The organism is Nocardiopsis salina YIM 90010, assembly GCF_000341025.1.
GTDB classification, from domain to species: domain Bacteria; phylum Actinomycetota; class Actinomycetes; order Streptosporangiales; family Streptosporangiaceae; genus Nocardiopsis; species Nocardiopsis salina.
Genome location: NZ_ANBF01000103.1, coordinates 1 through 2,997 on the forward strand (window position 1 = coordinate 1; position 2,997 = coordinate 2,997).

Here is a 2,997-nt window from a genome sequence, read left to right on the forward strand (position 1 = left end):
GAAGGCGCCCACGGACGCGATCAGCATCGGCGGGGACAGGAAGTCGTACATGTACTCGGCGCCGGTGCCCCACTCGCCCGCAGCGGCGGCGGCCGCCCACGCACCGAGCACGATGCCGGCGACGCCCGCCGTGAACATCACACCTCCGTACCGCAGCGCACGCGGGCCGGGGTCACTGGTCATCAGCAGCCATCCGAGCAGGTAGTAGCCGAGGAAGGGGAGGAACTGGGTGGCCGCGGTCGACCCGCCGACCCCCTCGACCAGGCCCAGGAGCTGGTCGGTCGCACCGATGCCGAGTGCGAGCCCGGCGAACCACCACAGCCCGGTGCGGGAGGTGTGGGCGACGACCGTGCGCAGGAACGGCGTGAGCAGGTACAGGCCGGCGATGACGTACAGGAAGTACAGGTGGATCGAGGGGGTGCCCGCCGAGGCCGCTTCGAGCGCACCGGTAGCGCCGAGGCCGTCACGCCACCATTCCCAGGCCAGATAGGCGGCGGTCCACACGACGAGCGGGATGCCGATCTTGGCCCACCGTTTGCGGTAGAAGGTGGCGGCGTCCTCGTGTTCGCGCGGTCGGAGGAGCAGTCCTCCGCTCAGCATCACGAAGACGGGCACGCACCACCGCAGGGCGGAATCGATGATGTGCGCGCCCCACCAGGCCTGGCTTCCGAGCTCGGCGTGTGTGGTGCTCACGAGCGGGCTGAAGGCGTGTACGAGGACGACGGCCCCCATCGCGCAGACCCGGGCGAGATCGATCCAGTTCGTCGCCGGGGCCACGGTGTGGTTCGGGGCGCGTTTCGTCGACGCCGGGCCGCCCGTGGGGGTTTCGTCGACTCGCATCCCCCACCGATACCATTTCGTTATTTGGGGCCTCAACCCTTTACGCCGGACTGGGCCCATGACGCGTCGCACACTACGCTCTCGACCTCCTACGACGCTCTGCCCACAGATTCGGTCACAGAAAGTTCGCCCGAACGACACGTCCCGAACACCCTCCCGGCGGCCACTGCTCGGCGCCTGGGGTCCGCCCCATGGGCCGGGGGAACTACGGTCCGCGCGGATTACGATGAGTGCACCCCGAGCCCGAGACCTGAGGAGCCGCACCGATGCCCGCGTCCGGTAAGCCCGGTGGGCGCCCCACCATCGCCGACGTCGCCAAGACTGCGGGGGTGTCCCGGACGACGGTCTCCCACGCGCTCAACGGCATCGGCAAGGTGGACCCCAGAACCCGCGAGAGGGTGAAACAGGTCGCCGGAGAGCTGGGCTACAGACCCAACCTGCGAGCACAACGGCTCCGCCGGGGCCAGGCCAGGACCATCGCCCTGGCGTCGTCCATGCCGTTGGCCGTCGCCGGCGGCCGTTCCCGGTTGGGTTTCTACATGGAGGTGGCCGCGGCCGCAGCCGAGCACGCCCTCAGCCACGGCTACGCCCTGGTGCTCGTCCCCCCGGTCGAGTCGGGCTCCAGCCTCGAGTCCGTGGACATCGACGGCGCGATCGTGGTCGAACCCGACCGGAACGACCCCGCCGTCGCGGAGCTGACCGCCCGGGGCCTGCCGTACGTGACCCTGGGACGCCAGGTCGGGACCGGCGAGGGTGTCCCGTACGTGGACCTGAACGGAGGGGCCGTGGCCGAGTTGCTCCTGGACCACCTCCAGGAGCAGGGAGCCCGTCGCCCGGCCCTCATCACCGGGGACGGGGACCGCCATTCCTACGTGGACGTACGGGAGGCCTTCACGCAGGCCACGGCCGAGCGCGGATGGCCGGTCCTGAGCGCGACGGCCCCCGAGAGCAGCGGGGAACAGGCCGGGTACCAGGCCTGCAGCGAGCTCCTGCGGGACCATCCGGACATCGACGCCGTGTGCGCCATGGTGGACACCTTCGCGGTGGGTGCGGTCCGGGCCGTCGTGGAGAGCGGCCGGTCGGTCCCGGACGACGTCCTGGTCGTCACCCGCTACGACGGGATCCGGGCCAAGACGTGCGACCCTTCCCTGACCGCCATGGACCTGCACCTGGACGAGGCCGCCACCGGCGCGGTCGAACTGTTGCTGGAGCACCTGGCCGGCGGCTCTTCCCGAACCGTCTTCCGCACACCGACTCCCACCGTGCTGGCCCGGGCCTCGTCCTTGCGCGTCACAGCCCGACCATGAGCGCCGCCCCCGAGACCAGGGCGAACACCAGGACGGTGATCCGCATGCGTGCGGCATCGAGGTACCGGTGGGCGAACCGGCTCAGCCACACACCCAGGCAGACGGCGGGCACGGCCATCAGCGCCGGCACCAGCTCATGCGTGTGCGCCTGCCCGGACACGAACAGCGCTCCGAGCGAGGCGATCTGGCCGGCGAGGAAACAGGTGGCGACCGTCGCACGCAGCTCCGCGGGAGGCCTGTGCTGGTAGACCAGGGCGAGCGGTGGCCCGCCGACCCCGGTGGCGGTCTCGGTGACGCCCGTGACCGCACCGGCGGCCAGGTAGGACCGCCTCCCCGGCGCGAAAGCGGGCGCGAACAGGCTGACCACCGCCGCCAGCACCGTGGCCGCGCCCACCAGGACACCCAGGTGGCGGTCGGGTACGGCCACCAGCACGAGGAGCCCGGCGGGTGTCGAGGCCAGGCGGGCCGCCGTGATCCAACCCGCCCCTCGCATGTCCAGCGAGTGGCGCTCGCGCCAGGCCACGTACGAGTTGAGCGGGACCATCAACGCCAGGAGGAACACCGGCAGTGCCCCAGGGGCGACGATCCCCACCACCGGTGCGACGATCAGGGCGAACCCCAGCCCGCTGCTGCCCTGGACGAAAGCGGCCACGGCCACGACCACGGCCAACAGCGCGACGGCTCCGGAACTCACTGCTGTGTCCCCCGTGTCCGGTGCTCGGTGGAGGCCGGGTGGACCCGGGTGACGGGGGCCCGCGCGACGACCTCCCGGCCCACCTGCGCCGCCTTCTCGACCAGCGCCGGGCCGTCCCACTCCAGCGGCCACCCCTTCCACAGCCGCAGGCGGCCG

The 2,997-nt window shown here is 71.7% G+C and carries 3 protein-coding genes; 1 reads left to right on the plus strand and 2 read right to left on the minus strand.

Features of this window, described 5'->3' with window-relative positions; translation table 11 throughout:
- A partial coding sequence (locus tag D474_RS0111640; protein WP_017613745.1) for an acyltransferase occupies positions 1–840 on the minus strand: 840 nt, incomplete at its 3' end.
- A 266-nt stretch (positions 841–1,106) separates the two neighbouring features.
- Here D474_RS0111640 and D474_RS0111645 point away from each other — a divergent pair.
- On the plus strand, positions 1,107–2,147 hold the full coding sequence (locus tag D474_RS0111645) for a LacI family DNA-binding transcriptional regulator (RefSeq protein WP_017613746.1): 1,041 nt from the start codon (positions 1,107–1,109) through the stop codon (positions 2,145–2,147).
- Here D474_RS0111645 and D474_RS0111650 read toward each other — a convergent pair.
- A complete protein-coding gene (locus D474_RS0111650; protein WP_017613747.1) occupies positions 2,131–2,841 on the minus strand; it encodes a sulfite exporter TauE/SafE family protein in 711 nt (236 codons plus the stop codon). The genes D474_RS0111645 and D474_RS0111650 overlap by 17 nt on opposite strands.
- Positions 2,842–2,997: the final 156 nt, after the last annotated feature.